The sequence below is a fragment of the Pseudomonas sp. TH15 genome (assembly GCF_016651105.1).
In the GTDB taxonomy this organism is placed as follows: Bacteria; Pseudomonadota; Gammaproteobacteria; order Pseudomonadales; family Pseudomonadaceae; genus Aquipseudomonas.
In genome coordinates this window covers 984,652-1,011,595 of the sequence record NZ_JAEKEL010000001.1, presented here as the reverse complement: position 1 = coordinate 1,011,595, position 26,944 = coordinate 984,652, and the positions used below count along the sequence as shown (strand labels likewise).

Below are 26,944 nucleotides of genomic sequence, written 5' to 3'. Positions count from 1 at the left end.
GGGTTCTTTAGGAAGGGCGAAGTCCCTATACTTGCCGACCGGGTCCAGAAACCGGGCTCAAACTATTCCTGAATTACCTACTTAAGCAGGCACGAGGTGCGTGGTGGATTTCCCTTCCCGTTTTGAAGTGATCGTCATCGGCGGCGGTCATGCCGGTACCGAGGCAGCACTGGCGTCAGCACGCATGGGGGCAAAAACCCTGTTGCTGACGCATAACGTGGAAACCCTCGGTGCCATGAGTTGCAACCCTGCCATTGGCGGGATCGGCAAAAGCCACCTGGTCAAGGAAATCGATGCCCTCGGCGGCGCGATGGCCATGGCTACCGATAAGGGTGGTATTCAGTTTCGCGTGTTGAACAGCCGTAAAGGCCCGGCCGTGCGAGCGACTCGCGCTCAGGCCGATCGGGTTCTGTACAAGGCCGCTGTCCGCGAAGCCCTGGAAAACCAGCCCAACCTGTGGATATTTCAACAAGCCGCCGACGACCTGATCGTCGAACAGGAACAAGTGCGTGGTGTTGTCACCCAAATGGGTCTGCGTTTCTTCGCCGATTCCGTGGTGTTGACCACAGGCACCTTCCTCGGTGGACTTATCCACATCGGGATGCAGAATTATTCCGGCGGTCGCGCCGGTGATCCGCCATCGATAGCCCTGGCTCACCGTTTGCGTGAATTGCCACTGCGCGTTGGTCGCCTGAAAACCGGTACCCCGCCGCGTATCGACGGTCGTTCTGTGGATTTCTCGGTCATGACCGAGCAAGCAGGCGATACGCCGATCCCGGTGATGTCGTTCATGGGTTCCAAAGAGCAGCACCCGAAACAGGTGAGCTGCTGGATTACCCACACCAACGCCCGGACTCACGAAATCATTGCTGCCAACCTTGATCGTTCGCCGATGTATTCCGGCGTGATCGAAGGCATTGGCCCGCGTTATTGCCCGTCGATTGAAGACAAGATCCATCGCTTTGCCGACAAGGACAGCCATCAGGTCTTCATCGAGCCCGAAGGTTTGACCACACACGAGCTGTACCCGAACGGGATATCCACAAGCTTGCCGTTCGACGTGCAATTGCAGATCGTTCAATCGATCCGCGGCATGGAAAACGCGCACATCGTTCGTCCGGGCTACGCCATCGAGTACGACTACTTCGACCCGCGTGACCTGAAATACAGCCTGGAAACCAAAGTCATTGGCGGTCTGTTCTTCGCCGGGCAAATCAACGGCACCACCGGTTACGAAGAAGCCGGCGCCCAGGGTTTGCTGGCCGGGGCCAACGCCGCACTGCGCGCGCAGGGCAAAGATGCCTGGTGCCCGCGTCGCGATGAGGCGTACATCGGGGTGTTGGTCGACGACCTGATTACTTTGGGTACCCAGGAACCGTACCGGATGTTTACGTCCCGGGCCGAATACCGCCTGATCCTGCGCGAAGACAACGCCGATCTGCGCTTGACCGAAAAAGGTCGTGAACTCGGTCTGGTCGATGACGCGCGTTGGGCAGCGTTCTGCAAGAAACGCGAAAGCATCGATCTCGAAGAGCAACGCCTGAAAAGTACCTGGGTTCGCCCGGGCACCGAGCAGGGCGATGCAATTTCCGAAAAGTTCGGCACACCGCTGACTCACGAATACAACTTGCTCAACCTGCTGAGCCGTCCGGAAATCGACTACGCTGGTCTGATCGCCGTGACTGGCGGTGGTGCAGAAGATCCACAGGTCGCAGAACAGGTCGAAATCAAGACCAAGTACGCCGGCTACATCGATCGCCAGCAGGATGAAATCGTTCGTCTGCGGGCCAGCGAAGATACAAAACTGCCTGTGGATATCGATTACACGAACATCTCCGGTCTCTCCAAAGAGATCCAGAGCAAGCTCGGTGCGACCCGTCCGGAAACCCTGGGCCAGGCGTCGCGTATCCCGGGCGTAACCCCGGCAGCCATTTCGCTGTTGATGATTCATTTGAAAAAACGCGGCGCGGGCCGTCAGTTGGAGCAAAGCGCTTGAGTTCGTTGGTCACCTCGAAACACGCAGAAGAGTTATCCACAGGCGCTCGCCAGCTCGGTGTCACACTGACAGAAACCCAGCACGCGTTGCTGCTGGGTTATCTGGCCCTGTTGATCAAATGGAACAAGGCCTACAACCTGACCGCCGTGCGCGATCCGGACGAAATGGTGTCCCGTCATTTGCTCGATAGCTTGAGCGTGATGTCGTTTGTCGAAAACGGTCGTTGGCTGGACGTGGGTAGCGGTGGCGGCATGCCGGGTATTCCGTTGGCCATCCTGTTTCCAGAGTCCCATGTCACCTGCCTGGACAGCAATGGCAAGAAAACCCGCTTCCTGACCCAGGTCAAACTCGAACTCAAACTGGATAACCTGCAAGTTATCCACAGTCGCGTCGAAGAATTCCGGCCAGAACTGCCCTTCAACGGGATCATCTCCCGGGCGTTCAGCAGCATGGAGAACTTCAGCAACTGGACTCGCCACCTCGGCGACCGCGATACACGTTGGCTGGCAATGAAGGGCGTTCATCCCGCCGATGAGCTGGTAGCATTGCCGGCAGACTTCCACCTCGATAGCGAACACGCCCTGGCCGTACCTGGTTGCCAAGGCCAACGCCATCTGCTGATACTGCGCCGCACGGCATGATTGGGAACACAAGCAAGAATGGCTAAGGTATTCGCGATAGCGAACCAAAAGGGTGGTGTGGGCAAGACCACCACCTGCATCAACCTCGCAGCTTCCCTGGTCGCTACCAAGCGCCGGGTGCTGTTGATCGATCTCGATCCACAGGGCAACGCCACCATGGGTAGCGGTGTGGATAAACACGGCCTGGAAAACTCGGTCTACGACCTGTTGATCGGTGAATGCGACCTGGCCCAGGCCATGCACTTCTCCGAACACGGTGGTTACCAGTTGTTGCCGGCCAACCGCGATTTGACTGCGGCCGAAGTGGTTCTGCTGGAAATGCAGATGAAGGAAAGCCGCCTGCGCAGTGCGTTGGCGCCGATCCGTGAAAACTACGATTACATTTTGATCGACTGCCCGCCGTCGCTGTCGATGCTGACCCTGAACGCATTGGTCGCAGCCGATGGGGTAATTATCCCCATGCAGTGTGAGTACTTCGCACTGGAAGGTTTGAGCGACCTTGTGGATAACATCAAGCGCATCGCCGAACTGCTGAACCCGAACCTGAAAGTCGAAGGCCTGCTGCGGACCATGTATGACCCGCGCCTGAGCCTGATGAACGATGTCTCGGCTCAGCTCAAGGAACACTTTGGCGAGCAGCTCTATGACACCGTGATTCCCCGCAACATCCGCCTGGCCGAAGCGCCAAGCTATGGCATGCCGGCGCTGGCGTACGATAAATCATCGCGCGGCGCCATCGCCTACCTGGCATTGGCGGGCGAAGTGGTTCGCCGTCAACGCAAAAACTCACGCACCGCCGCCGCTCAGGCAACTTAAGGAATCCCCATGGCCGTCAAGAAACGAGGTCTCGGACGTGGACTGGATGCACTGCTGAGTGGTCCGACTGTCAGCTCGCTCGAAGAGCAAGCGGTACAAGCCGATCAGCGTGAGTTGCAACACCTGCCCCTGGACCTGATCCAGCGCGGCAAGTACCAGCCGCGTCGAGACATGGATCCTCAGGCGCTTGAAGAACTGGCGCAGTCGATCAAGGCCCAGGGTGTGATGCAGCCGATCGTGGTTCGCCCGATTGGTGGCGGTCGTTTTGAAATCATCGCTGGCGAACGCCGCTGGCGTGCCAGCCAGCAGGCTGGCCAGGAAACCATCCCGGCGATGGTTCGCGATGTGCCGGATGAAACCGCCATCGCCATGGCACTGATCGAGAACATCCAGCGCGAAGACCTCAATCCGATCGAGGAAGCGGTTGCCCTGCAGCGTTTGCAGCAGGAATTCCAACTGACTCAGCAACAAGTCGCCGAAGCTGTGGGTAAGTCCCGGGTAACCGTGGCTAACCTGCTACGCTTGATCGCGTTACCGGAAGTCATCAAAACCATGCTGTCCCACGGCGACCTGGAAATGGGTCATGCACGTGCTTTGCTCGGTTTGCCGGAGAATCAACAGGTTGAAGGGGCGCGACATGTTGTCGCACGTGGGCTGACCGTACGCCAAACCGAAGCACTGGTTCGCCAGTGGTTGGGGGGTAAACAAGAGCCTGCTGAACCGGTTAAACCGGACCCGGATATCGCTCGACTCGAACAGCGCCTGGCCGAGCGCCTAGGCTCTGCGGTGCAGATCCGCCACGGAAAGAAGGGCAAAGGTCAGTTGGTGATTGGTTACAACTCTCTCGACGAGCTTCAAGGCGTGCTTGCACATATCCGCTGAAACATTTCCTCATGTAGCGCGCAGTCGGAAATCACTACCTGACAGTTGAATAGGGGCTGAACCGCCCCTATACTCTGCGCGCATTTTGTCGGCACAAATTATGCCAAGTTATTGAATTCTGGCAGCCGACCATTGGGGGGAAGAAGTGATGGAAACCCGCACGCCAAACCGCTTGCCGTTCCATCGCCTGGCAGTTTTTCCGGTGTTAATGGCTCAATTTGTCGTTTTGCTCATTGCCGCTTTGGCGCTCTGGCAATGGCACGGAGTCGTTGCCGGGTACTCAGGACTCTGCGGAGGCCTGATAGCCTTGTTACCCAATGTTTATTTCGCTCATAGGGCATTTCGGTTTTCCGGCGCCCGAGCAGCTCAAGCTATCGTCCGGTCTTTTTATGCCGGCGAGGCGGGCAAACTGATTTTGACGGCAGTGCTCTTTGCATTGACGTTTGCAGGTGTAAAGCCATTGGCGCCGTTAGCTGTATTCGGCGTCTTCGTGTTGACCCAACTGGTCAGCTGGTTTTCGCCCCTGCTGATGAGAACAAGACTTTCGAGACCTTAGGGCGTTTGAGGCAACCATGGCAGAAACAACCGCTTCGGGCTATATCCAGCACCACTTGCAGAACCTGACCTTCGGGCATCTTCCTAACGGCGGATGGGGCTTTGCTCACACCGCAGCAGAGGCCAAAGAAATGGGCTTCTGGGCTTTCCACGTCGATACCCTCGGCTGGTCGGTCGCGTTGGGTCTGATCTTCGTACTGATTTTCCGCATGGCGGCAAAGAAGGCGACTTCGGGTCAACCTGGTGCTTTGCAGAACTTCGTTGAAGTATTGGTCGAATTCGTCGATGGCAGCGTGAAAGACAGCTTCCATGGCCGTAGCCCGGTGATTGCACCGCTGGCACTGACCATCTTCGTCTGGGTCTTCCTGATGAACGCCATCGACCTGATCCCGGTCGACTGGATTCCTCACCTGGCCATGTTTGTCACTGGTGATGCGCACATTCCGTTCCGTGCCGTATCGACCACTGACCCGAACGCTACCCTGGGCATGGCCCTGTCGGTGTTCGCGCTGATCATTTTCTACAGCATCAAGGTCAAGGGCATCGGCGGCTTCATCGGCGAACTGACCCTGCACCCGTTCGGCAGCAAGAACATCTTCGTTCAAGCCCTGCTGATCCCGGTGAACTTCCTGCTGGAGTTCGTGACACTGATCGCCAAGCCGATTTCCCTGGCTTTGCGTCTGTTCGGCAACATGTATGCCGGCGAACTGGTCTTCATTCTGATTGCTGTGATGTTCGGCAGCGGTCTGCTCTGGCTTAGCGGCCTGGGCGTAGTTCTGCAGTGGGCGTGGGCTGTGTTCCACATCCTGATCATCACCCTGCAGGCGTTTATCTTCATGATGCTGACCATCGTCTACCTGTCGATGGCGCACGAAGAGAACCATTAAGACCAGTCTCGACTAGTCTGATGTCCCACTCGGTCAAACGAGTGGGTGCCCGAACAGGGCTTATGAAACGATTTGTTTTACCGCTTTAAAATCTAAAAAACCTAAACCATACGACGTAAAAGTCGGGAGGAAAGATGGAAACTGTAGTTGGTCTAACCGCTATCGCTGTTGCACTGTTGATCGGCCTGGGCGCACTGGGTACCGCAATTGGTTTCGGCCTGTTGGGCGGCAAGTTCCTGGAAGGCGCAGCGCGTCAACCAGAAATGGTTCCAATGCTGCAAGTCAAAATGTTCATCGTTGCCGGTCTGCTCGACGCCGTAACCATGATCGGTGTTGGTATCGCTCTGTTCTTCACCTTCGCGAACCCATTCGTTGGTCAACTCGCTGGCTAATTACTCGAACCTTCGAGTAATTGGTGTGATGTGCAACGAACGAGCGAGGTGTTGGCGTGAACATTAATGCAACCCTGATTGGCCAGTCCGTTGCGTTCTTCATTTTTGTACTGTTTTGCATGAAGTTCGTGTGGCCTCCGGTCATCGCGGCTTTGCACGAACGTCAGAAGAAGATCGCGGATGGACTGGACGCTGCCGCCCGAGCAGCTCGCGACCTGGAGCTGGCCCAAGATAAAGCGGGTCAGCAACTGCGCGAAGCGAAAGCTCAGGCAGCCGAAATCATTGAGCAAGCCAAGAAACGCGGTAACCAGATCGTTGAAGAGGCTGTTGAAAAAGCCCGTATCGACGCTGACCGTGTGAAGGTCCAGGCTCAGGCCGAGATCGAGCAGGAACTGAACAGTGTCAAAGACGCGCTGCGTGCCCAATTGGGTGCACTGGCCGTTGGCGGCGCCGAGAAGATCCTGGGTGCCACAATCGATCAAAACGCGCACGCGGAGCTGGTAAACAAACTGGCTGCTGAAATTTAAGCGAGGGCGATCATGGCAGAATTGACCACGTTGGCCCGACCTTACGCTAAGGCAGCCTTCGAGCACGCCCAGGCCCACCAGCAACTGGCCTCTTGGTCAGCCATGCTCGGCCTGGCTGCAGCAGTGTCGCAAGACGACACCATGCAGCGCGTGCTCAAGGCCCCGCGACTGACGAGCGCAGACAAGGCCGCCACGTTTATTGACGTGTGCGGCGACAAGTTTGATGTGAAGGTACAGAACTTCATTCACGTCGTTGCCGAAAACGACCGTCTCCCGCTGTTGCCGGAGATCGCCGCTCTGTTTGACCTGTACAAGGCCGAACAAGAGAAATCGGTAGACGTTGAAGTCACCAGTGCTTTCGCATTGAACCAAGAACAGCAAGACAAACTCGCCAAGGTTCTCAGTGCACGACTCAACCGGGAAGTGCGCCTGCAAGTTGCGGAGGATGCCGCCCTTATTGGTGGTGTCATCATTCGCGCCGGCGACCTGGTAATCGATGGCTCGATTCGCGGCAAACTCGCGAATCTTGCCGAAGCATTGAAATCTTGAGTTTGAAGGGGCAGCAGAGCAATGCAGCAACTCAATCCTTCCGAAATAAGTGAAATTATCAAGGGCCGCATCGACAAGCTCGATGTGACCTCCCAAGCCCGTAACGAAGGCACTGTCGTCAGCGTATCTGACGGTATCGTGCGGATTCACGGTCTGGCCGACGTAATGTACGGCGAGATGATCGAGTTTCCGGGCGGCGTCTTCGGCATGGCCCTCAACCTTGAGCAAGACTCTGTAGGCGCTGTTGTATTGGGCTCCTACCAGTCTCTGGCTGAAGGCATGAGCGCCAAGTGCACTGGCCGCATCCTCGAAGTTCCGGTTGGTAAGGAACTGCTGGGTCGCGTAGTCGACGCACTGGGTAACCCAGTTGATGGCAAAGGTCCGCTGAACAACACCGAGACCGATGCGGTCGAGAAAGTTGCTCCAGGCGTGATCTGGCGTAAGTCGGTAGACCAGCCTGTACAGACTGGCTACAAGGCTGTCGATGCCATGATCCCAGTCGGCCGTGGCCAGCGTGAGCTGATCATCGGTGACCGTCAGATCGGTAAAACCGCTCTGGCGATCGACGCGATCATCAACCAGAAAGACAGCGGCATTTTCTGCGTCTACGTAGCGATCGGTCAGAAGCAATCGACCATCGCCAACGTTGTTCGCAAGCTGGAAGAAAACGGCGCACTGGCTAACACCATCGTCGTTGCAGCGAGCGCTTCGGAATCTGCAGCACTGCAATTCCTGGCACCGTACTCCGGTTGCACCATGGGTGAATTCTTCCGCGACCGCGGTGAAGACGCGCTGATCGTTTATGACGATCTTTCCAAGCAAGCAGTGGCTTACCGCCAGATTTCCCTGCTGCTGCGCCGTCCACCAGGCCGTGAAGCTTACCCAGGCGACGTGTTCTATCTCCACTCCCGTCTGCTGGAGCGCGCATCCCGCGTTTCGGAAGAATACGTAGAGAAGTTCACCAACGGCGCAGTGACCGGCAAAACCGGTTCCCTGACCGCACTGCCGATCATCGAAACTCAGGCTGGCGACGTTTCCGCGTTCGTTCCGACCAACGTGATTTCCATCACCGACGGTCAGATCTTCCTGGAATCTGCCATGTTCAACTCCGGGATCCGTCCTGCTGTGAACGCCGGTGTTTCGGTATCCCGTGTGGGTGGTGCCGCTCAGACCAAGATCATCAAGAAGCTCTCCGGTGGTATCCGTACCGCTCTGGCTCAGTACCGTGAACTGGCGGCATTCGCCCAGTTCGCTTCTGACCTGGACGAAGCGACCCGTAAGCAACTTGAGCATGGTCAGCGCGTTACCGAGCTGATGAAGCAGAAGCAATACGCACCAATGTCGATTGCTGACATGGCGCTGTCGCTGTATGCCGCTGAGCGTGGGTTCCTGACTGACGTTGAAATCGCCAAGATCGGCAGCTTCGAACAAGCGCTGATTGCTTTCTTCAACCGCGATCACGCCGATTTGATGGCGAAGATCAACGTGAAGGGTGACTTCAATGACGAAATCGACGCTGGCATGAAAGCCGGTATCGAGAAGTTCAAGGCCACCCAAACCTGGTAAGCCGCAGCGGGAGCCGCAAGGCTCCCGCTTGCTAACCTGATAGGTGTTACATGGCAGGCGCAAAAGAGATTCGCAGTAAGATTGCGAGCATCAAAAGCACGCAAAAGATTACCAGCGCCATGGAAAAAGTGGCGGTTAGTAAAATGCGCAAGGCACAAATGCGCATGGCTGCTAGCCGTCCTTACGCGGAGCGCATCCGCCAGGTTATTGGTCATTTGGCCAACGCTAACCCGGAATATCGCCACCCATTCATGATCGACCGTGAAATCAAGCGCGTTGGTTATGTTGTAGTGAGCAGTGACCGTGGTCTGTGTGGTGGCTTGAACACCAACCTGTTCAAGGCCTTGGTCAAGGACATGGCTAAAAACCGTGAAAACGGCGTCGAGATCGATCTGTGTGTAGTGGGTAGCAAGGGTGCGGCTTTCTTCCGCAACTTCGGCGGTAACGTCGTAGCAGCTATCAGCCACCTGGGTGAAGAGCCGTCGATCAATGATCTGATTGGCAGCGTCAAGGTGATGCTGGATGCCTACCTCGATGGTCGTATCGACCGTCTGAGCGTTGTGTCCAACAAGTTCATCAACACCATGACGCAACAGCCTACCGTGGAGCAGTTGATTCCACTGGTGGCAACCCCGGATAAAGGCCTCAAGCACCACTGGGACTATCTCTACGAACCGGACGCCAAAGAGCTGCTTGACGGCTTGATGGTTCGCTACGTGGAGTCGCAGGTCTACCAGGCGGTGGTCGAGAACAACGCGGCTGAACAAGCTGCGCGGATGATCGCGATGAAGAACGCTACCGACAACGCCGGTGATTTGATCAGCGATTTGCAGCTGATCTACAACAAGGCGCGTCAGGCTGCGATCACCCAAGAGATCTCGGAAATCGTCGGCGGCGCTGCCGCGGTTTAACGGTTCAAATATTCAGAGGATCCAGCTATGAGTAGCGGACGTATCGTTCAAATCATCGGCGCCGTTATCGACGTGGAATTTCCACGCGACAGCGTACCGAGCATCTACAACGCTTTGAAAGTACAAAGCGATGCCGGCACCACTCTGGAAGTTCAGCAGCAGCTGGGCGATGGCGTGGTTCGTACCATTGCGATGGGTTCCACCGAGGGCTTGAAGCGCGGTCTGGAAGTCACTGACTCTGGCGCAGCCATCTCCGTACCAGTCGGTAAAGCGACCCTGGGCCGGATCATGGACGTCCTCGGTAACCCGATCGACGAAGCTGGCCCGATCGACACCGAAGAGCGCTGGGGCATTCACCGTCCTGCGCCAACCTTCGCTGAACAAGCGGGCGGCAACGACCTGCTGGAAACCGGCATCAAGGTTATCGACCTGGTTTGCCCGTTCGCCAAGGGCGGTAAAGTCGGTCTGTTCGGTGGTGCCGGTGTAGGCAAAACCGTAAACATGATGGAACTGATCCGTAACATCGCCATCGAGCACAGCGGTTATTCCGTGTTCGCCGGTGTGGGTGAGCGTACTCGTGAGGGTAACGACTTCTACCACGAGATGAAGGACTCCAACGTTCTGGACAAAGTGGCACTGGTTTACGGTCAGATGAACGAGCCGCCGGGTAACCGTCTGCGCGTAGCACTGACCGGCCTGACCATGGCCGAGAAGTTCCGTGACGAAGGTAACGACGTTCTGCTGTTCGTCGACAACATCTATCGTTACACCCTGGCCGGTACTGAAGTATCCGCACTGCTGGGCCGTATGCCTTCCGCAGTAGGTTACCAGCCGACCCTGGCCGAAGAGATGGGTACTCTGCAAGAGCGTATCACTTCGACCAAAAACGGTTCGATCACCTCGATCCAAGCGGTATACGTACCTGCGGATGACTTGACTGACCCGTCGCCAGCGACCACCTTCGCCCACTTGGACGCCACCGTCGTACTGTCCCGTGACATCGCTTCCCTGGGTATCTACCCAGCGGTCGATCCACTCGACTCGACTTCGCGCCAGCTGGATCCGAACGTAATCGGCCAGGACCACTACGACACCGCTCGCGGCGTTCAGTACGTTCTGCAGCGTTACAAAGAACTGAAGGACATCATTGCGATCCTGGGTATGGACGAGCTGTCGGAAACCGACAAGCAGTTGGTAAACCGTGCTCGTAAGATCCAGCGCTTCTTGTCGCAGCCGTTCTTCGTGGCTGAAGTCTTCACCGGTGCTTCGGGTAAATACGTTTCCCTGAAAGACACCATTGCTGGCTTCAAAGGCATCCTCAACGGTGACTACGACCACCTGCCAGAACAAGCGTTCTACATGGTCGGCGGCATCGAAGAAGCGATCGAGAAAGCCAAGAAACTGTAATCCCGGCGCCCGGCAACGGGCGCTAATTTAGGTTGAGGCAATCAGATGGCTATGACAGTCCATTGCGATATCGTCAGCGCGGAAGGGGAAATCTTTTCCGGCCTGGTCGAGATGGTGATTGCGCACGGTGCACTGGGTGATCTTGGTATCGCCCTGGGTCACGCGCCGCTGATCACTAATCTCAAGCCAGGTCCTATCCGCCTGATCAAGCAGGGCGGGGAAACCGAGGTGTTTTACATCTCCGGTGGTTTCCTCGAGGTTCAGCCGAACATGGTCAAGGTTCTTGCCGACACTGTGCAACGTGCTGCCGACCTGGATGAAGCCTCCGCTCAGGAAGCCGTTAAGGCTGCCGAGAAGGCCTTGCATGAACGTGGTGCAGAATTCGATTACGGTTCTGCTGCCGCACGTCTGGCCGAGGCGACAGCTCAGCTGCGCACCGTCCAGCAGATCCGCAAGAAGTTTGGCGGTTAATCCGTCATCGACTTGTTGTGCGATTGATTAAAAAGGGTAGCCTCGGCTACCCTTTTTTCTTTTCCGACTTTCATAATCTGGTCGCAGTTGCTGACCACCCAGGATTGGTAGCCAGTCATGTCTCTCGAAATCGTTATCCTCGCTGCCGGCCAAGGCACTCGCATGCGTTCGGCATTGCCCAAGGTCCTGCACCCGATTGCCGGCAACTCGATGCTCGGCCATGTTATCCACAGCGCCCGGCAACTTGATCCACAGCGCATCCATGTGGTGATCGGCCATGGCGCTGATGCCGTGCGTGAGCGCCTGGCAGCGGATGACCTTAATTTCGTGCTGCAAGACAAGCAACTGGGTACCGGTCACGCCGTGGCCCAAGCCGTACCGTTCATCACCTCAGACACCGTGCTGATTCTCTACGGTGACGTGCCGTTGATCGAAGTCGAAACCCTGCAACGCCTGCTCAAGCAGGTGGCACCGCAGCAGTTGGGCTTGCTCACCGTCGAGTTGGATGACCCGACCGGCTACGGCCGTATCGTTCGAGACGCCGACGGCAAGGTCACGGCCATCGTCGAGCAGAAAGACGCCAGCGAAGCCGAACGCGCGATCACCGAAGGCAACACTGGGATTCTGGCGGTGCCGTTTGAACGTCTGGGCGACTGGATGGGCCGGCTCTCCAACAACAACGTCCAAGGCGAGTACTACCTGACCGACGTGATTGCGATGGCCGTCAGCGATGGTCTGGTGGTGGCCACCGAACAACCCCACGACGCCATGGAAGTGCAGGGCGCCAACGATCGCAAGCAACTCTCGGAGCTTGAGCGTCACTATCAGTTGCGCGCCGGCCTCCGCTTGATGGCTCAGGGTGTGACCCTGCGCGATCCGGCCCGTTTCGATGTGCGCGGCGAGGTCACCATCGGTCGCGATGTGCTGATCGACATCAACGTGATCCTCGAAGGCAACGTCGTTATCGAAGACGACGTGGTGATTGGCCCGAACTGCGTGATCAAGGACAGCACCTTGCGCAAAGGCGTGGTGATCAAGGCCAACAGTCATATCGACGGCGCGATTATGGGGGAAGGCAGCGACGCCGGCCCGTTCGCGCGTTTGCGTCCAGGAACGGTTCTGGAAGCCCGGGCCCATGTGGGTAACTTTGTCGAACTGAAAAACGCACACATGGGCGAGGACGCCAAGGCCGGTCACCTGACGTACCTGGGCGATGCCGAAATCGGCGCCCGGACCAACATTGGCGCCGGCACTATCACCTGCAACTACGACGGTGCGAACAAGTGGAAAACCGTGTTGGGTGAAGATGTGTTCATCGGTTCCAACAACTCGTTGGTGGCGCCTGTGGATATCTCGTCAGGGGCAACCACTGCGGCGGGTTCGACCATTACCCAGGATGTGGATAACGCACAGTTGGCAGTGGGTCGGGCGCGGCAGAAGAACATCGACGGCTGGAAGCGGCCGGTGAAGATCAAGAAGAGCTGAGTTATCCACAGAGTGTTGTGGCGGATGACAGATCGCCTTCGCGGGCAAGCCTCGTTCCTACAGATATCACTGTCTGTAGGAGCGAGGCTTGCCCGCGAAGCGTTTATATACACATCTTTTTTCTTGCGCTGGCTTGACGAAGTTTCGCCAATAGGTTTTGATTGCTTCCGTTATCTTTCGAATCGAAACTTACCAGCCCATGTCGAAGCGCAATACACCACAACGCCGCCACAACATCCTTGCCTTGCTCAACGAGCAGGGGGAAGTCAGTGTGGATGAACTGGCCAAGCGTTTCGAAACCTCGGAAGTTACGGTTCGCAAGGACTTGGCCGCACTTGAAAGCAATGGCTTGCTGCTGCGCCGTTACGGTGGCGCGATCACCATGCCGCAGGAACTGGTGACGGACCTCGGTCAGCCGGTTTCCAAGTACAAACAAGCCATCGCTCGCGCCGCGGTCACGCGAATTCGTGAGCATGCGCGGATCATCATCGACAGCGGCAGCACCACCGCCGCCATGATCCCGGAACTCGGTCAGCAACCCGGTCTGGTGGTGATGACCAATTCCTTGAATGTCGCCAGCGCCTTGAGCGAACTGGAGCACGAACCGGTACTGTTGATGACCGGCGGTACTTGGGACCCCCATTCCGAGTCCTTTCAAGGTCAGGTGGCCGAGCAGGTACTACGCTCTTACGACTTCGACCAACTGTTCATCGGTGCCGACGGCATCGATCTGGTACGCGGCACCACGACCTTCAACGAACTGCTGGGGCTGAGCCGGGTCATGGCTGAAGTCGCCCGGGAAGTGGTGGTGATGGTCGAGGCCGACAAGATCGGCCGCAAGATTCCCAACCTGGAGCTGCCCTGGAGCAGTGTCCATACCCTTATTACCGATGATCGCTTGCCGCTTGAGGCACGGGATCAGATTCAGGCCCGCGGTATCAATTTGATTCTCGCGGCTGTCAGTCAGGAGAAATAGCATGTGTGGAATTGTCGGCGCAGTCGCAGAACGTAACATCACCGCCATCCTGCTCGAAGGCCTGAAGCGCCTGGAATACCGTGGCTACGACAGTGCCGGTGTGGCGGTCTTCACCAATGACGGGATGCTCGATCGCGTCCGTCGTCCGGGCAAAGTCAGTGAGTTGGATCAAGCCCTGGCCGAAGCGCCGCTGATCGGACGTCTGGGCATCGCCCATACCCGTTGGGCGACCCACGGTGCGCCGTGCGAACGCAACGCTCACCCGCATTTCTCCGGGCAGAACCTGGCTGTTGTGCACAACGGCATCATCGAGAACCACGAAGCCCTGCGCGAAAAATTGAAAGCCCTGGGTTACGTGTTCACCTCAGATACCGACACCGAAGTCATCGCCCACCTGCTGGCGCATAAACTCAAGGACCTGCACGATCTGACCGTAGCCCTCAAGGCCACCGTCAAAGAGCTGCACGGTGCTTATGGTCTGGCGGTTATCAGCGCCGACCAACCGGATCGTCTGGTCGCCGCCCGCAGCGGCAGCCCGTTGGTGATCGGTCTGGGCCTGGGGGAAAACTTCCTCGCTTCCGACCAACTGGCCCTGCGCCAGGTCACCGACCGCTTCATGTACATGGAAGAAGGCGACATCGCCGAGATTCGTCGCGACAGCGTGCAAATCTGGGACATTAACGGCAAAGCCGTTGAGCGCGAAGCCGTGCAGTACCGCGACAGTGCCGAATCGGCAGAGAAAGGCGAGTTCCGCCACTTCATGCTCAAGGAAATCCATGAGCAACCTTCCGTTGTGCAACGCACGCTGGAAGGGCGTCTGAGCCAGCAGCAAGTGTTGGTGCAAGCGTTCGGTCCACAGGCTGCCGAGCTGTTCGCCAAAGTTCGCAATGTACAGATCGTTGCCTGCGGCACCAGCTACCACGCCGGTATGGTTGCCCGTTACTGGCTCGAAGAACTGGCCGGTATTCCGTGCCAGGTCGAAGTCGCCAGCGAATTCCGCTACCGCAAAGTGGTGGTTCAGCCCGACACCCTGTTCGTGACCATCTCCCAGTCCGGCGAAACCGCCGACACCCTGGCCGCCCTGCGCAACGCCAAGGAACTGGGTTTCCTCGCCAGCCTGGCAATCTGCAACGTTGGCATCAGCTCGCTGGTGCGTGAATCCGACCTGACCCTGCTGACCCAGGCCGGTCGCGAAATCGGCGTGGCCTCGACCAAAGCCTTCACCACTCAGTTGGTTGGTTTGTTGCTGCTGACCCTGTCCCTCGGCCAAGTGCGCGGCACCTTGGCCAAAGGCGTCGAAGCCACCCTGGTGGAAGAACTGCGTCGCCTGCCAACCCGTCTGGGCGAAGCCCTGGCAATGGACAGCACCGTGGAAAAAATCGCCGAACTGTTCGCCGACAAGAACCACACCTTGTTCCTGGGCCGTGGCGCGCAATACCCGGTGGCGATGGAAGGCGCCCTGAAACTCAAAGAGATTTCCTACATCCACGCCGAAGCCTACCCGGCCGGCGAACTGAAACACGGCCCGCTGGCGCTTGTGGATAACGACATGCCAGTGGTCACCGTGGCACCGAACAACGAACTGCTGGAGAAGTTGAAATCCAACCTCCAGGAAGTCCGCGCCCGTGGCGGCCAGTTGATCGTCTTCGCTGACGAGAAAGCCGGCATGGTCAATGGCGAAGGCACTTACGTTGTACAGATGCCGCACATCCACGACATCCTGTCGCCGATCCTCTACACCATCCCGCTGCAGTTGCTGTCGTACTACGTGGCGGTGTTGAAAGGCACGGACGTTGACCAGCCGCGTAACCTGGCGAAGTCGGTGACTGTGGAATAAGTTATCCACCGTTGATATGACCGAAGAGATCGCAGCCTTCGGCAGCCCCTACAGGTGAAACACGAGGCCCATGTAGGAGCTGCCGGAGGCTGCGATCTTTTGATTTTGGGGATGAGCCCATGGACCGCTTCCAGGAAATGCAGGTCTTCGCCGCCGTCGCCCAGGAGCAAGGCTTCTCGGCGGCGGCGCGGCGTTTGGGAATGTCGGCGGCCAGTGTCACTCGCGCGGTGGCGGCGCTGGAGAAACGCATCGGCACCTTGCTGTTGACGCGCACCACCCGCAGCGTGCACTTGAGCGAGGCCGGTCAGCGTTACCTCGAAGACTGTCGCAGAATTCTCGCCGAGGTGCAGGAAGCCGAGGATTCGGCGGCGGGCAGCCACGCCCAGCCTCGTGGGCAACTGACGATCACCGCGCCGGTGTTGTTCGGCGAGTTGTTTGTCACGCCAGTGATGGTGCGTTACCTCGATCAATTCCCTGAAGTCGTGATCAACGGCTTGCTGGTTGATCGGGTGGTGAGCATGGTCGAGGAGGGCATTGATGTCGCGGTGCGTATCGGCGATTTGCCCGACAGCAATCAGCATGCGATTCGCGTGGGGGAAGTGCGGCGGGTTGTTTGCGGTTCGCCGCAATACCTCGACGAACATGGTCGACCGAATCATCCACAGGCATTGGCCGGCGCACCCGTGGTGGCGACTTCGTCGATTGGCCAGCAGCGCAGTTGGTTATTTCTTGATCAGGGTCAGCCGCTGAGCGTGAAACCCGAACCGCGGCTGGTGGTGACGGCCAATCAATCGGCGATCACCGCTGCCTGCATGGGCGTGGGTCTGACCCGAGTGTTGTCTTATCAGGTGGCGAGCAAGGTGGCTGCCGGTGAGCTGGAAATTGTCCTCGCCGAATATGAATTGCCGCCTCTGCCGATCCATATTGTTTATCAGGGTGGGCGCAAGGCGCCGGTGCGGGTTCGCAGCTTTGTCGATTTCGCCGTGAATGCCTTGCGTGAGCATCCTGCGTTGAACATGCGGCGCTATTGCGCTAAATGAAATAATCGATTGCGATTTTTGGTCATTCTGTAGTTTTCGCGATAGGTGGAAGATGACGGCCATCGGCGCTGTCATTCCCGCAACGGCGCCACTGCACTGCGGAGTCGACCATGCAAGCGATCAAACTCTACAACTTCCCACGCTCTGGCCACGCACATCGGGTGGAGTTGATGCTGTCCCTGCTGCAATTGCCGACCGAACTGATTTTCGTAGACCTGGCGAAAGGTGAGCACAAGCAGCCGGCGTATCTGGCGATCAACAGCTTCGGCCAGGTGCCGGCGATTGATGACGGCGGCGTGGTGCTGGCCGATTCCAACGCGATTCTGGTGTATCTGGCGCAAAAATACGGCCACGGTCGCTGGTTGCCGGCTGACCCGGTGGGCGCGGCACGGGTGCAGCGCTGGTTGTCGGCAGCGGCCGGGCCGATTGCATTCGGGCCTGCTGCTGCGCGGTTGGTCACGGTGTTTGGTGCACAGTTGAATGCTGATGAAGCCATTACCCGTGCATACAACCTGCTCAAGGTGATGGATCAGGAGTTGGGCAAAACCCCGTACCTGGTCGGCGAAGAACCGACCATCGCCGACGTCTCCGCCTACAGTTACATCGCCCACGCGCCGGAAGGCAATGTGTCGCTGGACGACTACGGCAACGTGCGCGCGTGGCTGGCCCGCGTCGAAGCCTTGCCCGGTTTTGTCGGCATGCCGCGCACCGTCGCCGGTCTGCAAACCACCGCCTGATTTTCGCAATCCACACTGTGCCGTCGGCGCAGGGGAGAGGTCGTGATGGAACGTTCACCATGGCACGCTGGCGAACAACAGTTGCAGGCGCAGGTCGGGGTTGCCGAACGCATGGAAGCCTTCGGGCGCAAGGTGATTCGCACCTGGATGCCGGATCAGCACCGCGAGTTCTATCAGCAATTGCCCTTCCTGCTGTACGGCGCCGTTGATACGGATGGGCGGCCGTGGGCCAGCGTGCTTGAAGGCGCGCCGGGGTTCGCCCACTCGCCGGACCCTGAGCATCTGCATTTCGCCAGCCAGGTCGCGGCTGATGATCCGGCGCAACTGCGCGATGGTGAGCCGATCGGTTTGCTCGGCATCGAGTTGCACACCCGCCGGCGCAATCGCCTCAACGGCCATGTCGGTCATCTGAACGCTCACGGTTTTGAGGTGAGCGTGGATCAGGCGTTCGGTAATTGCCCGCAATACATCCAGCTGCGCCAGTTTCAGCGTGTGCCACTGACGGATCCGCTGAGCCGCCCGGCTGAGCATCTGAACGGTCTCGATGACGCCGCCACCGCGCTGATCGCGGGCGCCGACACGTTCTTTGTCGCCAGTTATGTGGACGTCGACGGCCAACGCTCGGTGGACGTTTCTCATCGCGGTGGCCAGCCCGGTTTCGTCCGTATCGAAGGCAATCGCCTGACCATTCCGGACTTCGCCGGCAACTTACACTTCAACACCTTGGGCAACCTGCTGCTCAACCCTCGGGCTGGTTTGCTATTCGTCGACTTCAAATCGGGTGACCTGCTGCAACTCAGTGGTCGCACCGAGATCATCCTCGAAGGCCCGCAGGTCGAAGCCTTTCAAGGCGCCGAGCGCTTGTGGACGTTTGAGGTTGAACGCGTGGTGCGGCGGCCGGCGGCGTTGGCCCTGCGCTGGCGGTTCGATGGGATGTCGCCGAACAGTTTGATGACCGGCACCTGGGAACAGGCCACTGCTCGCCTGCAAGCCCAGGCGTTGGGTGATGCCTGGCGGCCATTGCGGGTGGTGCGGATCGAGGCGGAAAGCCAAAACATTCGCTCGGTTTATCTGGAGCCTGCCGATGGCATCGGTTTGCCGGTGTTCCAGGCCGGGCAGCATTTGCCGCTGCGTTTTAAGGTGGGCGGCGAGACGCATATCCGCACCTACAGCCTGTCGAGTGCGCCGTCCGATGATTTTTTCCGCATCAGCGTGAAGCGTGACGGCTTGGTGTCTTCCCACGTGCATGAGCAGATCCGCGTCGGTGATGTGCTCGAAGCTCGCGCGCCGCAGGGCCATTTCACCGTGGCGCCCCATGAGCGTCGGCCGCTGGTGCTGTTGGCCGCCGGGGTCGGCATCACGCCGTTGCTGTCGATGGTACGCGAGGTGGTTTATCAGGGCTGGCGCACGCGGCACATTCGTCCGACCTGGTTCTTCCAGAGCTCGCGGACCTTGGCCGATCAACCGTTTCGCCAAGAGCTGGACCGTTTGCTTGAAGGGGCGGGTGACAGCGTTCGCGTGCTGCGCCTGCTCAGCCAACCGGAACCCGAGGCGCGGGAGGGCGAAGACTTCGACCTGACCGGGCGTATCGACATGGCGTTGTTGCAGTCGATCCTTGAGGTTGAGGACTACGATCAATTGGACTTTGTCCTGTGTGGTCCGGGGAGTTTTACCCAAGGCATGTACGACGGGCTGCGGGACCTGGACATCCGTGATTCACAAATTCACGCCGAAACCTTTGGCCCATCGACATTGCGTCGGCGCCCCGATCCGGATGCGATCGTCATCGAACAACCCCCAGCCGCGACGACCTCGGTGCCAGTGGTGTTCCAGCGTTCGGCCAAAGAAGCGCGCTGGCAACCGGACGGCGGCAGTTTGCTGGAGTTGGCGGAGAGCCGCGGCTTGCGCCCGGAATTCAGTTGTCGCGGCGGGTCGTGCGGCACCTGCAAGACCCGGTTGATCAGCGGCCAGGTGAATTATCCACAGCCGCCGGCAGAAGTGCCGGAGGCGGGGCACGTGCTGATCTGCTGCGCCGTCCCGGCACAAAGCCCCCAACCCCTGATCCTCGATCTGTAACCCGCCCCCTTTAGGAGCTGCCGCAGGCTGCGATCTTTTGCTGTTGTTTTTAACAGACAAGGTCAAAAGATCGGGCGATTCGGGTTCGAATCAGGCGTAGGACAGGGATTTTTCTTCCAGCAATTCCTGATACAGCTCCGTCCACTTGCGGCCCATTTCGTCGGCAGTAAACAACTGCCGATACCGCGCCTCAGCTTTCACGCCCATGGCTGCCGCGCGCACCGGGTCTTCCCACAAGGTGCGCATCGCCTCGCGGAACGCCTGTGGATTACTCGGTGGTACCACCAGCCCGGTTTCGTTGTGGATGTTGATGTAGCTGGTACCGGTGCCGATTTCACTGGAGATCATTGGTTTGCCGTACATCGCGCCTTCCAGCAGCGAGATGCCGAACGCTTCGGAGCGTAGGTGCGACGGGAACACGATGGCGTAGCTCAGTTGCAGCAACGCCACCTTGTCTTCATCCCCCAGCCGGCCGAGGAAGTGGATATTGCGCAGACCCAGCGCCGCCGCTTGGGCGTGCAATTCCATTTCCAGTGGCCCGGCGCCGACGATCACCACCGGGTAATCCACGTCTTTCAAGGCGTCGAGCAGGATGTGCAAGCCTTTGTAGTAACGCATCACGCCCACGAACAGGAAAAACTTATCCCCAAGCTTCTGCCGCCAATGGGCCATGCGCTCGGTATCAGGCTGTGGATAACCGGCCTTGTTCAAACCGTAGGGAATGACGCGGGTCTTGTCCTGAAACTGCTGCAATACGTCGCTGGTGTGCAGGTAGTTGGGCGAGGCCGCGACGATGCGGTCAGCGCTGGCGAGGAAGCGGTTCATCAGCGGCCGATAGAGTTTGAGCAGGTGTTTCTGGCGAATGATGTCCGAGTGGTAAGTGACCACGCTCGGTTTGTTCATGCCGCTGGCGAAATGCACCAGGTCCATGAACGGCCATGGGAAGTGGTAATTGACCACATCGGCTTCGGCCGCCAGCTCGCGAAACTGTTTGAACACGCTCCAGGAAAATCCCGTGGACGCGAATTGAATGTCGAGTCTGGCCCGATGCACTTCATGCTGACCGAGTTTCACCACGGGCGGCGTCGGGTCGGCACTCAGCGTCAGTACCTGGCCCTCGATGCCGTGCTGGGCGCCACTTTCGCAGAGCTGGAAGATGACTTGTTCGATGCCACCTACGGAGTCGGGCAGGTACGTCTTGAAAAAATGAAGAACTCGCATTCAACCTCCCAAAACCTGGCGGTAGGCGCGGGCTGTGATCTTCGCGCAACGCTCCCAGGAAAAAAGCTTCGCTTGTTGTAGTCCCGCTTCTCGGCATGCCTGCCAATGCGTTTTATCGTCGATCAGTCGGCTCATCGCATCCCGCAAGCCGACAGGGTCGTCAGGTTCAATGTAGTTGCCCGCCGCGCCGGCCACCTCTGGCATCGCCGAATGCCGAACCAGAATCACCGGCGTGCCGCTGGCCATGGCTTCCAGCACAGGCAGGCCGAAGCCTTCATAGACCGATGGAAAAATCAGTGCCTGCGCCCCGGCCAACAGCTGTGCCACGTGCTCATCGGGCAGGTAACCGAGCAAGCAGACGTGCCCGGCGGCCAGCGCCTGGCGCAGTTCTTCGCTGAATTGCTCGCGCTGCCAGCCGGCCATGCCGACGATCAACAGCGGAAACCGCTGGCGCTGCGCCTCCGGCAGCAAGGCGTGGGCACGCAGGGCCAGGGCCAGGTTTTTGCGCGGTTCCAGGGTGCCGACGCAGAGAAAATATTCTCGGGCCTCGACCCCGTGGGCCTTGAGGACCGTGTCGATGTCTTCGGCTGAGCGCGGATGGAAACGCGCCGCCACGCCCAGCGGTGCGACGATGAAACGCTCGGCGGGCAGGGCGAAATAGGCTTGAGCCTCATCGGCAATGAACTGCGAGTCGGTCAGAATCAACTGCGCCTGTTGCACGCCATCGGCCAGTCGCCGCTCGATTTCGCGCAAGCGCGCCGGCGGTTGCGTCTCGGGGTAATGCAGGTGCGTCAGGTCATGCAGGGTGATGACCGTTGGGCCGTCGAATGACAGCGGCCACAAACTCGGTTCGTGATACAGGTCGATCGACTGGGACCGGCCCTGATCGAAACGTTTCTGCGCCAGCCAGCGCCGTGCCTGATAGGCCCCGGGAATTTGCCGCAGCAACGGCGACAGTCGCGAGTAGCCGGGCATGGCGGCCTCGGGCAGCGAAGTGCTCCAGCCCCAGCCGTGGAACAGCGAAAGTTCGATGTCCGGTTCACAGGCGAGTGCGCCCACCAGTTCGGCAACGTAATGGCCGATGCCGGTGCGCGGGGCCTGGAGGATGCGGGCGTTAAGGGCAATTCGCATGTTGCCTCTCTGCCACGACCGGTGTCGGCTGAAGATTGCGCAGGGTGCGTTCGGCCAGTTGCGCACTGGCTTCACGCCAGCCGATCCACTGCCAATCAGTGACATTGCGAGCCGCTGGGAATTGGCCGCTGTTCTCGAAGCGAACCACCAGATCGGCCAGGGTTTGCGGCTTGGCCAGGTCGAAGTAGGCCATGAACTCACCGCCAATTTCGCGGAAGATCGGGATATCACTGCCCATCGCGGGCAACCCGCGTTGCATGGCTTCCACCAGGGGCAGGCCGAAGCCTTCGACCCAGGACGGAAACACCAGCGAACGGGCGTGGGAGTAGGCGTATTCGAGGCTGGTGTCGCTCAGGTCGTTGAACATGAACAGCCGTTTGTTCAACTGCGGATGGTTGTGCACCCGGGCGAGCAGGGCGTCGCACTTCCAGCCGATGCGCCCGGCGATGCACAGTCGGGCTGTCGAGCCCGCCGCCCAGGCGAGTTCAAAAGCGTCCAGCAGGTAGTCGTGGTTCTTGCGCGGTTCGATGGTGCTGACCATCAGGAACACCGGCTCCGGGGCGTCGAACATCCGCTTCAGGCGCGGTTCGACGGCAGCGCGCGCTTCGCTCAGGTCCAGTTCTGAGCCGAGGTGGAAATAGTCGAACCACAAGGCATCGGCTTTAGCCGGACCGACCCGGCGCTGCAATTCTTCGCGCACCTGGTCGCGCACCGTGGCGGAAATCGCCACATAGCCGTCGGCGGTTTTAGTGATCCAGTCGAACCATTCGTTGAAAACCTGTACCAGCCGCGTGTCGTAGAACTGCGGGTGGGTCAGGGGAATCAAGTCGTAGATGACTGAGACAATGCCCACGCCTTCGCGCTTGAGTTGTTCGGCAAACGGGAAGAAATCGGTGTGCCAGGACGAGTCCAGCAACACCAACTGATCCCCCGGCTGATGCTGCAACGGCGTGCAACGCTTGGGCAGTTGGTATTGGTTGAGACCGTCGATCAGACGCAGCGGAATACTGAAACAGGTAATCGCCGTGACGCGGTAGGCCACGTGCAGCAAACGCTTGATCACTCGCGAATTCGTGCGGTTGTGCAGGCGTTGGTGCAGTTGCCAGAACCGGTGGGCCAGGCGCCCCAGACGCCCGCCAAAGATCATCAAGTGATCGAAAAACGGAATGTTCAACGCGCCGAGCTTGAGCACTCGGTAGAGCTTGCCTTTGAGCATCACGACCGGGATGCATTCGACGCCCTGCACGCTGGGCGGCAGTTGATTGATGACGTTGCGCACCACGCGCTGAATGCCCGAGTTGACCTTGGGATGCTGGAACACGTGGGTGCATTCCACCAGCAGGCGAGTCATGACGTGCGCTCCTGGTGAATGGCAGTGGCCGTGCGGGTGATGGTGGTCTGGGCGCCCAGCCACGAGCAGCCGACGAAGTCTTCGTGGCGATTATTGATGACGTGGAACACCAGGCCGTAGTCGCGCCATTCGAAGTTGCGGTCCAGGTGTGAGTCCAGGCGCGACAGGCTCAGCGCCACGGAATAGTTACCCTTGCCCAGGCCCATGACGAAGGCAAAGCGATAGGTCACTCGCTCACCAGCGTGCAGGTCGTCCAGGGCTTTGTCCTGGCGGTGGGTGTTGATGCCGTACATGGCCTGGCCCAGGCGATCCTTGATCATGAAGCCCAGCACCAGGCGTTCGATGTCCTGGCGAATCTCTACCTGCACTTCCAGCACCACCGGTTGACCGACTTCGGCGGCATCGATGGCGCGTTCGTTTTCGTCCAGCAGGCGCACGCTGAGGATGCCGGCTTCACCGGTACCGGAGATGGTTTGCACTTGGCCTCCGGCGAGCATTTCCTGGCGCACGGTCTGGCCTTCGCGTTCGGCGAGCAAGGCGTTGTAGTAATCCATGACCGCTTCGGGTTTGTCGTGCATCGCCATGCGGCCGCGATCCAGCAGGATCGCCGAGTCGCAGATCGACTGGATCGCCCCTCGGTCGTGGGACACGATCAGCAAGGTGGTGCCGGCTTTGCGAAAGCTGCGGATGCGGTCGAAACTCTTGTGCTGGAAGTAGGCGTCGCCCACCGACAATGCTTCGTCGACGATCAGGATGTCCGGGCGCCGGGCCGTGGCCACGCTGAACGCCAGGCGCATCTGCATGCCGCTGGAATAGGTGCGCACCGGCTGATCGATGGCCTCGCCGATTTCGGCGAAACGTTCGATCTCCGGCATCAGGGCTTCGATGTCTTCGACGTGCATGCCCAGCAGTTGCCCGGCCATCACGGCGTTCTGCCGGCCGGTGAAGTCCGGGTGAAAACCCATGCCCAGTTCCAGCAGGGCGGCGACCTGGCCTTCGAGCTGGATGTTGCCGCAGGTCGGTTGGGTGGTACCGGTGATCATCTTCAACAACGTGCTTTTACCGGCGCCGTTGACCCCGACGATGCCCACCGCTTCACCGGGGGCGATCTCGAAATTCACGTCTTGCAGCACCCAGTGCTGGCGGTGGCGCATCGGCGAAAACGGGATCAGCCACTCGGCCAGTCGGCTCCAGCGCGTAGGGTATTGCTTGTAGGCCTTGCCCAGACCAGTAACGCGTATGTGCCCCATCAGAGTTCATCCACCATTTCGCCGACCCGCTGGCGAAACAGCCGCAGCCCGATCACGCAGAACAGCACACCGGTCACGAAGATCGGCAGCAGGGAACTCCACACCGGCCACTGGCCGTAGAGGAACAGGTTCTGATAACTGGCCATCAGGTTGGTCAGGGGGTTGAGTTGCAGCAGGCGCTGGACCCACTCCGGCAGGATGCTGATCGGATACACGATCGGTGTCAGCCAGAACCAGAATTGCAGGCATATGCCATAGAACTGGCCGATGTCGCGAAAGAACACGTTCAACACCCCCAGGACCATTCCCAGCCCGGCGCAGAACATCACCTGCAACGCCAACAGCGGCAGCAGCGCCAATAACGCCATGCCCGGCCAGCGTCCGGTGATCAGCAGAAAGCCGAGGAACAGCCCGATGATGATCGCGAAATTGATGCCGGCGTTGAACAGCACAATCACCGGCAGGCAGATCCGCGGGAAGCTGATTTTCTTCAGCAGGTTGGCGTTTTCCAGAAACATGTTCTGGCACCGCAAGGTGATTTCCGAGAACAGGCCCCAGGTCAGCAAACCGGCGCAGAGGTAGACGCTGTAGGCCATGCCGTCATCCACGCCCGGCAAGCGGGCGCGCATGATGTGGGCAAAGACCACCGTGTACACGACGATCATCGACAGCGGATTGAGCACGGTCCAGAGGGCACCGAACAACGAATTGCGATAACGCGCTTGGAACTCTCGCTTGACGCTACCGAGGATGAAACCTCGATAGCCCCACAGCGATCGGTACAGGGAAAGCAGCATTCAAACCGTCCTGCCATATTGGTCTTCGAAGCGGACGATGTCGTCCTCTCCCAGGTATTCGCCGCTTTGTACTTCAATGATCACCAGGTCGATCACACCCGGGTTTTCCAGGCGATGCTTGTGCCCGGCGGCAATGAACGTGGATTCGTTCTTGGCCACCAGGTGGGTGCCGGTGCCGTTGTTGGTGACCTTGGCCATGCCTTCGACCACGACCCAGTGTTCGTTGCGGTGGTGGTGCATTTGCAACGACAGCTTGCCGCCCGGCTTGACCACGATGCGCTTGATCTTGAAACGCAGACCTTCCTCGAGCACGGTGTAGGTGCCCCACGGCCGGCTGACGGTGCGGTGCAGGCGATAGGCTTCGTGCTTTTTGTCCTTGAGCTGCTTGGCCACCCGGCGTACATCCTGGGCGCGGTCGGCGTGGGCCACCAACACCGCGTCGGCGGTGTCGACGATGATCAAGTTATCCACACCCACCGCGGCGACCAGCCGGCCTTCGCTCTGGACGAAGTTGTTGTGGCTGTCGACGAAGATCGCATCGCCACTGGCGCGGTTATTTTGTGCATCGGCCGGCACCAGTGCAGCCAGCGCGCCCCAGGAGCCGATGTCGCTCCAGTCGAAACCGGCGGGCACCACGACCACTTTGTCCGAGCGTTCCATCAAGGCGTAGTCGATGGAGATGTCGGTGATCTCGGCAAACAGCGCCGGCGATAATTCCTGTTGCAGGCAACCGCCGGTTTCCACCGATGGGCTGACGGCCATGCAGGCTTGGGTCTGTTCCAGCAGTTCGGGGGCGTGAACCTGCAACTCGGTCAGCAGCGTGGCCACCGAGAAGCAGAACATGCCGGAGTTCCACAGGAAGTTGCCGCTTTCCAGGTAATGCGTTGCGGTTTGCAGGTCGGGTTTTTCGACGAAGCGCTGCACCCTGGCCGCACCTTTGTCGTCCAGCGGTGCACCGGTCTCGATATAGCCGAAGCCGGTTTCCGGCGTCGTCGGCTCGACGCCGAACGTCACCAGGTAACCCGCCTTGGCCAGCGTCACGGCATGCGCGACGGCGCTCTGCAAGGCGTCGACATTGACGATCAGGTGATCGGCCGGCATGACCACCATGATCGCTTCGTCACCGTGCAGGGCTTGCAGCGACAGCGCCGCCGCCGCGATGGCCGGGGCGGTGTTACGGCCGGTCGGCTCAAGCAGGAAGTGCCCGCGATGACGGGCCAATTGCGCGTCCTGGTAGTGATCCTTGCTCTGGAAGTAATACTCGCGGTTGGTCACCGTAACGATGTCGCCCCAACCATCGAGCAGCGCGGCGGCACGCTGATAGGTTTTGCCCAGCAGCGACTGGCCGTCGGGCAGGGTCATGAACGGCTTGGGGTGCCCTTCGCGGGACACCGGCCACAAACGGGTCCCGGCACCGCCGGAGAGAATCACAGGAATCAGCAT

Annotated in this window: 25 protein-coding genes; 19 read left to right on the top strand and 6 right to left on the bottom strand. The window is 59.2% G+C overall.

Features of this window, described 5'->3' with window-relative positions; genetic code table 11:
• Nucleotides 1-103: 103 nt before the first annotated feature.
• The 19 genes from mnmG to JFT87_RS04565 all read left to right on the top strand — a co-directional run bounded on the left by mnmG (nt 104) and on the right by JFT87_RS04565 (nt 19,751).
• On the top strand, nt 104-1,996 hold the full coding sequence (gene mnmG, locus JFT87_RS04655; RefSeq protein WP_201199228.1) for a tRNA uridine-5-carboxymethylaminomethyl(34) synthesis enzyme MnmG: 1,893 nt from the start codon (nt 104-106) through the stop codon (nt 1,994-1,996).
• The gene (gene rsmG / locus JFT87_RS04650; protein WP_201199227.1) at nt 1,993-2,637 is read left to right on the top strand and encodes a 16S rRNA (guanine(527)-N(7))-methyltransferase RsmG; all 645 of its coding nucleotides are present in this window, start codon (nt 1,993-1,995) and stop codon (nt 2,635-2,637) included. The genes mnmG and rsmG overlap by 4 nt, the downstream gene beginning before the upstream one ends.
• An 18-nt stretch (nt 2,638-2,655) precedes the next feature.
• Nucleotides 2,656-3,453 carry a ParA family protein gene (locus JFT87_RS04645; RefSeq protein ID WP_201196049.1) on the top strand — a complete coding sequence of 266 codons (798 nt, stop codon included), beginning with the start codon at nt 2,656-2,658 and terminating at the stop codon, nt 3,451-3,453.
• A 9-nt stretch (nt 3,454-3,462) separates the two neighbouring features.
• Nucleotides 3,463-4,335, top strand: a complete 873-nt coding sequence (locus JFT87_RS04640; protein ID WP_201196050.1) for a ParB/RepB/Spo0J family partition protein — start codon at nt 3,463-3,465, stop codon at nt 4,333-4,335.
• A 148-nt stretch (nt 4,336-4,483) separates the two neighbouring features.
• Complete coding sequence (locus JFT87_RS04635; RefSeq protein WP_201196051.1) at nt 4,484-4,891, top strand: F0F1 ATP synthase subunit I; 408 nt, start codon at nt 4,484-4,486, stop codon at nt 4,889-4,891.
• Between the two features lie 16 nt (nt 4,892-4,907).
• Entirely contained in the window at nt 4,908-5,777 is an 870-nt protein-coding gene (gene atpB, locus JFT87_RS04630) for a F0F1 ATP synthase subunit A (RefSeq protein WP_201199225.1), read from the top strand.
• A gap of 134 nt (nt 5,778-5,911) precedes the next feature.
• Nucleotides 5,912-6,169, top strand: coding sequence for a F0F1 ATP synthase subunit C (gene atpE, locus JFT87_RS04625; protein WP_002555987.1), 258 nt, complete (start codon nt 5,912-5,914; stop codon nt 6,167-6,169).
• 56 nt (nt 6,170-6,225) lie between these two features.
• Nucleotides 6,226-6,696 (top strand): F0F1 ATP synthase subunit B, encoded by a 471-nt coding sequence (locus JFT87_RS04620; protein WP_008027535.1) that lies wholly within the window; start codon nt 6,226-6,228, stop codon nt 6,694-6,696.
• A gap of 12 nt (nt 6,697-6,708) precedes the next feature.
• Nucleotides 6,709-7,245: a F0F1 ATP synthase subunit delta gene (locus JFT87_RS04615; RefSeq protein ID WP_201199223.1), complete on the top strand. Its 537-nt coding sequence runs from the start codon at nt 6,709-6,711 to the stop codon at nt 7,243-7,245.
• 21 nt (nt 7,246-7,266) lie between these two features.
• Nucleotides 7,267-8,811, top strand: a complete 1,545-nt coding sequence (atpA, locus tag JFT87_RS04610) for a F0F1 ATP synthase subunit alpha (protein ID WP_008007884.1) — start codon at nt 7,267-7,269, stop codon at nt 8,809-8,811.
• 50 nt (nt 8,812-8,861) lie between these two features.
• A complete protein-coding gene (atpG, locus tag JFT87_RS04605) occupies nt 8,862-9,722 on the top strand; it encodes a F0F1 ATP synthase subunit gamma (RefSeq protein ID WP_201196055.1) in 861 nt (286 codons plus the stop codon).
• 27 nt (nt 9,723-9,749) lie between these two features.
• On the top strand, nt 9,750-11,129 hold the full coding sequence (gene atpD, locus JFT87_RS04600; RefSeq protein WP_201196056.1) for a F0F1 ATP synthase subunit beta: 1,380 nt from the start codon (nt 9,750-9,752) through the stop codon (nt 11,127-11,129).
• A gap of 45 nt (nt 11,130-11,174) precedes the next feature.
• Nucleotides 11,175-11,600, top strand: a complete 426-nt coding sequence (locus tag JFT87_RS04595; protein WP_201115593.1) for a F0F1 ATP synthase subunit epsilon — start codon at nt 11,175-11,177, stop codon at nt 11,598-11,600.
• Nucleotides 11,601-11,717: 117 nt separating this feature from the next.
• Nucleotides 11,718-13,085 carry a bifunctional UDP-N-acetylglucosamine diphosphorylase/glucosamine-1-phosphate N-acetyltransferase GlmU gene (gene glmU, locus JFT87_RS04590; RefSeq protein ID WP_201199221.1) on the top strand — a complete coding sequence of 456 codons (1,368 nt, stop codon included), beginning with the start codon at nt 11,718-11,720 and terminating at the stop codon, nt 13,083-13,085.
• 199 nt (nt 13,086-13,284) lie between these two features.
• A complete protein-coding gene (locus tag JFT87_RS04585) occupies nt 13,285-14,061 on the top strand; it encodes a DeoR/GlpR family DNA-binding transcription regulator (RefSeq protein WP_201199219.1) in 777 nt (258 codons plus the stop codon).
• A gap of 1 nt (nt 14,062) precedes the next feature.
• On the top strand, nt 14,063-15,898 hold the full coding sequence (gene glmS, locus JFT87_RS04580; RefSeq protein WP_201199217.1) for a glutamine--fructose-6-phosphate transaminase (isomerizing): 1,836 nt from the start codon (nt 14,063-14,065) through the stop codon (nt 15,896-15,898).
• A 119-nt stretch (nt 15,899-16,017) separates the two neighbouring features.
• Nucleotides 16,018-16,938 carry a LysR family transcriptional regulator gene (locus tag JFT87_RS04575; protein WP_201199215.1) on the top strand — a complete coding sequence of 307 codons (921 nt, stop codon included), beginning with the start codon at nt 16,018-16,020 and terminating at the stop codon, nt 16,936-16,938.
• 110 nt (nt 16,939-17,048) lie between these two features.
• Complete coding sequence (locus tag JFT87_RS04570; protein ID WP_201199213.1) at nt 17,049-17,675, top strand: glutathione S-transferase family protein; 627 nt, start codon at nt 17,049-17,051, stop codon at nt 17,673-17,675.
• A gap of 45 nt (nt 17,676-17,720) precedes the next feature.
• On the top strand, nt 17,721-19,751 hold the full coding sequence (locus tag JFT87_RS04565) for a 2Fe-2S iron-sulfur cluster-binding protein (protein WP_201199211.1): 2,031 nt from the start codon (nt 17,721-17,723) through the stop codon (nt 19,749-19,751).
• A 90-nt stretch (nt 19,752-19,841) separates the two neighbouring features.
• Here JFT87_RS04565 and JFT87_RS04560 read toward each other — a convergent pair whose 3' ends face one another.
• From JFT87_RS04560 to JFT87_RS04535, 6 genes are read right to left on the bottom strand one after another with little or no spacing between them, the layout of a single operon-like run.
• The gene (locus JFT87_RS04560; RefSeq protein ID WP_201199210.1) at nt 19,842-20,972 is read right to left on the bottom strand and encodes a glycosyltransferase family 4 protein; all 1,131 of its coding nucleotides are present in this window, start codon (nt 20,970-20,972) and stop codon (nt 19,842-19,844) included.
• Nucleotides 20,973-22,103, bottom strand: coding sequence for a glycosyltransferase family 4 protein (locus JFT87_RS04555; RefSeq protein WP_201199208.1), 1,131 nt, complete (start codon nt 22,101-22,103; stop codon nt 20,973-20,975).
• Nucleotides 22,087-23,454, bottom strand: coding sequence for a glycosyltransferase family 4 protein (locus JFT87_RS04550; protein ID WP_201199206.1), 1,368 nt, complete (start codon nt 23,452-23,454; stop codon nt 22,087-22,089). Before JFT87_RS04550 ends, JFT87_RS04555 begins: the two co-directional genes overlap by 17 nt.
• Entirely contained in the window at nt 23,451-24,704 is a 1,254-nt protein-coding gene (locus tag JFT87_RS04545) for an ABC transporter ATP-binding protein (protein ID WP_201199204.1), read from the bottom strand. The genes JFT87_RS04550 and JFT87_RS04545 overlap by 4 nt, the downstream gene beginning before the upstream one ends.
• Entirely contained in the window at nt 24,704-25,501 is a 798-nt protein-coding gene (locus tag JFT87_RS04540; protein ID WP_201199202.1) for an ABC transporter permease, read from the bottom strand. The genes JFT87_RS04545 and JFT87_RS04540 overlap by 1 nt, the downstream gene beginning before the upstream one ends.
• Nucleotides 25,502-26,944, bottom strand: a complete 1,443-nt coding sequence (locus JFT87_RS04535) for a mannose-1-phosphate guanylyltransferase/mannose-6-phosphate isomerase (protein WP_201199200.1) — start codon at nt 26,942-26,944, stop codon at nt 25,502-25,504.

Excerpts from the sequence above, each read along its gene's own strand:
- JFT87_RS04645 (WP_201196049.1), top strand. The coding sequence starts at position 2,656 with ATGGCTAAGGTATTCGCGATAGCGAACCAAAAGGGTGGTGTGGGCAAG.
- JFT87_RS04640 (WP_201196050.1), top strand. The coding sequence starts at position 3,463 with ATGGCCGTCAAGAAACGAGGTCTCGGACGTGGACTGGATGCACTGCTG.
- JFT87_RS04635 (WP_201196051.1), top strand. The coding sequence starts at position 4,484 with ATGGAAACCCGCACGCCAAACCGCTTGCCGTTCCATCGCCTGGCAGTT.
- atpB (WP_201199225.1), top strand. The coding sequence starts at position 4,908 with ATGGCAGAAACAACCGCTTCGGGCTATATCCAGCACCACTTGCAGAAC.
- atpE (WP_002555987.1), top strand. The coding sequence starts at position 5,912 with ATGGAAACTGTAGTTGGTCTAACCGCTATCGCTGTTGCACTGTTGATC.
- JFT87_RS04615 (WP_201199223.1), top strand. The coding sequence starts at position 6,709 with ATGGCAGAATTGACCACGTTGGCCCGACCTTACGCTAAGGCAGCCTTC.
- atpA (WP_008007884.1), top strand. The coding sequence starts at position 7,267 with ATGCAGCAACTCAATCCTTCCGAAATAAGTGAAATTATCAAGGGCCGC.
- atpG (WP_201196055.1), top strand. The coding sequence starts at position 8,862 with ATGGCAGGCGCAAAAGAGATTCGCAGTAAGATTGCGAGCATCAAAAGC.
- atpD (WP_201196056.1), top strand. The coding sequence starts at position 9,750 with ATGAGTAGCGGACGTATCGTTCAAATCATCGGCGCCGTTATCGACGTG.
- JFT87_RS04595 (WP_201115593.1), top strand. The coding sequence starts at position 11,175 with ATGGCTATGACAGTCCATTGCGATATCGTCAGCGCGGAAGGGGAAATC.
- glmU (WP_201199221.1), top strand. The coding sequence starts at position 11,718 with ATGTCTCTCGAAATCGTTATCCTCGCTGCCGGCCAAGGCACTCGCATG.
- JFT87_RS04585 (WP_201199219.1), top strand. The coding sequence starts at position 13,285 with ATGTCGAAGCGCAATACACCACAACGCCGCCACAACATCCTTGCCTTG.
- glmS (WP_201199217.1), top strand. The coding sequence starts at position 14,063 with ATGTGTGGAATTGTCGGCGCAGTCGCAGAACGTAACATCACCGCCATC.
- JFT87_RS04575 (WP_201199215.1), top strand. The coding sequence starts at position 16,018 with ATGGACCGCTTCCAGGAAATGCAGGTCTTCGCCGCCGTCGCCCAGGAG.
- JFT87_RS04570 (WP_201199213.1), top strand. The coding sequence starts at position 17,049 with ATGCAAGCGATCAAACTCTACAACTTCCCACGCTCTGGCCACGCACAT.
- JFT87_RS04565 (WP_201199211.1), top strand. The coding sequence starts at position 17,721 with ATGGAACGTTCACCATGGCACGCTGGCGAACAACAGTTGCAGGCGCAG.
- JFT87_RS04560 (WP_201199210.1), bottom strand. The coding sequence starts at position 20,972 with ATGCGAGTTCTTCATTTTTTCAAGACGTACCTGCCCGACTCCGTAGGT.
- JFT87_RS04555 (WP_201199208.1), bottom strand. The coding sequence starts at position 22,103 with ATGCGAATTGCCCTTAACGCCCGCATCCTCCAGGCCCCGCGCACCGGC.
- JFT87_RS04550 (WP_201199206.1), bottom strand. The coding sequence starts at position 23,454 with ATGACTCGCCTGCTGGTGGAATGCACCCACGTGTTCCAGCATCCCAAG.
- JFT87_RS04545 (WP_201199204.1), bottom strand. The coding sequence starts at position 24,704 with ATGGGGCACATACGCGTTACTGGTCTGGGCAAGGCCTACAAGCAATAC.
- JFT87_RS04540 (WP_201199202.1), bottom strand. The coding sequence starts at position 25,501 with ATGCTGCTTTCCCTGTACCGATCGCTGTGGGGCTATCGAGGTTTCATC.
- JFT87_RS04535 (WP_201199200.1), bottom strand. The coding sequence starts at position 26,944 with ATGCTGATTCCTGTGATTCTCTCCGGCGGTGCCGGGACCCGTTTGTGG.